At 51.8% G+C, this 2,288-nt stretch carries 3 protein-coding genes; all 3 read right to left on the bottom strand.

Features of this window, described 5'->3' with window-relative positions; all coding sequences use genetic code 11:
• A partial coding sequence (locus ACTG34_RS12705; RefSeq protein WP_439105255.1) for a glycosyltransferase family 2 protein occupies nucleotides 1-581 on the bottom strand: 581 nt, incomplete at its 3' end.
• 51 nt (nucleotides 582-632) lie between these two features.
• Complete coding sequence (gene galE, locus ACTG34_RS12700) at nucleotides 633-1,616, bottom strand: UDP-glucose 4-epimerase GalE (protein ID WP_439105259.1); 984 nt, start codon at nucleotides 1,614-1,616, stop codon at nucleotides 633-635.
• Nucleotides 1,617-1,627: 11 nt separating this feature from the next.
• On the bottom strand, nucleotides 1,628-2,288 hold a 661-nt coding region (locus ACTG34_RS12695), incomplete at its 5' end, for a UTP--glucose-1-phosphate uridylyltransferase (protein WP_439105254.1).

The following is a 2,288-nucleotide window of genomic DNA, read 5'->3' as shown; positions in this document are numbered from 1 at the left end:
CGGTAAGGTACTGGATCAAAATGGGTCAAAACGTCTCGTGGATCTTGGCCCGCCGTGTAGCGCACCGCGCCGATCGGACCCTGAGGATACAGGTCCAACATCAACGCACCCATCGCTGGTGTTCCCGTTTGATCTAAAAAGCGACACAAATCCGGCAACTTACGGGTCTGAACGTCTGGATAAACAAAAAGTTCATCCGCATCGACCGTCAGGCACCACTTGTCATTGCAATACCGCATCAATAGCCAGTTGGCCCAATCCAAACCGAAACGGGATGCCTTGTAGCTCGCCTTCGTCTCCCAAAGAGATACGTCACGCATTTGAGCCAAGAGCGCAGTGGTTCCATCGTCGCTATCATTATCAACAATTAGAAAATGAGTGACCCCAAGATCGCGGTAGTAGTCGAGAAAATAGGGCAGACGCTGCGCCTCATTTCGAACCACGCTGACTGCAAGAATTGCGTCATCTCCAATAACTGCCGTTCGGTTCGTAATCACGGTCAGTTGGCGGCGCGATCGAAACGACCTCCAAATCAAATGACGCCGCAACTGTCGCATCAAATAGGCCTGAAAATAATGCATCACAGCTGTGCCCCTCACCGTCCGTTAGGGGGCATTTTATGCGGGTTCATATCACTTTTCATAGTGGCCAGATTGGTGCCACCGCCACGCATCTGCAATCATCTCGCCAAGATTAGATCGCATCGGGGCCCAACCCAACTCCGTCACGGCCCGCTCTGATCCTGAAACCAGTTTTGTACAATCCCCAGCGCGGCGCGCTCCTTCCACGTACGGCACCTCTTTGTTGGTAACAGCGCGCGAATGATCAATTACTTCACGAACAGAGAATCCGTCACCGGTCCCAAGATTGAACACACGGCTACCTTTACCATCGAGCAGCCATTTAAGGCCCAAAACATGCGCATCAACGAGATCGCAGACATGGACATAGTCACGCACACATGTCCCGTCAGGCGTTTCATAATCAGTGCCAAAGATGGTCAACGCATCACGTTTTCCAGAAATTGCATCAAGCATGAGCGGAATCAAATGCGTCTCGGGCTGATGGAACTCGCCAACCTCACCCTCGGGATCACCACCCGCCACATTGAAGTAGCGAAAGATAACGTGATCAAGCCCAAATGCTTGCTGAAAGTTACCAAGGATATCCTCAACGGCTTTCTTGGACGCGCCATAGGAGTTGATCGGAAGTTGAACGCTATTCTCATCTAAAACAACGTTGTCTTGATCGCCATAAGTCGCACATGTCGATGAGAATACAAAATTGAGGCAATTGGCTGCGACCGCAGCCTCTACCAACGTCAACGACCCAATAACGTTGTTGCGCCAATATTTTGCAGGATCGTGCATGCTTTCTCCCACCTGAGAGAAAGCCGCAAAATGCATAACCGCAACAGGGCTATATTTGGAAAAAACCGCGTCAAGGCTGATGCGATCCAACAGGTCGCACCGCTCAAATGGGCCGAACTTGACCGCATCCTCCCACCCCGTGGATAGATTATCCACGGTCACTGGCGTAAAACCGGCGGCACGAAGCGCCTTGCAGGCATGCGAGCCAATATAGCCCGCCCCACCAGTCACGATAACATGTTGCATCATTTCTTCACTTACTGGGCTGCTGCGCGCATAGACGCTAAACCGTCCAGAAACTCTTGTAGGTCATCGCGAAGTTCAGGGCGCGATAGGCCAAACGAAATCGTCGCCTGCAAGAAACCAGCCTTGGAACCGCAATCAAAACGCTGGCCCTCGAACTTGTAACCATAGACGTTGCGCCCCTCAGCGATTTCATCGGCAATCGCATCGGTCAATTGAATCTCTCCGCCAGAACCCGCCTTTTTCTTATTCAGGTTACGCATCACGTCCGGCGACAAAATATACCGGCCAATCACGGCAAGATTGGATGGCTCTTCGCCTGCCGGTGGCTTTTCAACCATGCCCTTCACAGACACAGCGGACCCTTGTTCAGCATCAAAATCCAAAACGCCGTAGGATGACGCTTTATCCTGAGGAACTTCCATTGCGGCAACCATGGACCCGCCAAGTTCGGCGTGGGCCTCCATCATTTGCTGAAGACAGGGCTTTTCAGCCGCAATAACATCATCGGGCAAAATTACAGCAAACGGTTCTTTTGGCCCCAAAAGGCGGCGGGCGCACCACACAGCATGCCCAAGACCAAGCGCCCTATGTTGGCGGATGTAGGCAATTTCACCGCTATCCATATTTGTGTTTTTAAGGATCGCCAAAAGGTCGTCTTTACCCTTTTTACGT

This window comes from Celeribacter marinus (assembly GCF_965656515.1).
Taxonomy (GTDB): Bacteria; Pseudomonadota; Alphaproteobacteria; order Rhodobacterales; family Rhodobacteraceae; genus Celeribacter; species Celeribacter marinus_D.
The sequence above is the reverse complement of the archived record's forward strand: the minus strand, read 5'-3'. Positions and strand labels throughout refer to the sequence as shown.

Excerpts from the sequence above, each read along its gene's own strand:
- galE (WP_439105259.1), bottom strand. The coding sequence starts at position 1,616 with ATGCAACATGTTATCGTGACTGGTGGGGCGGGCTATATTGGCTCGCAT.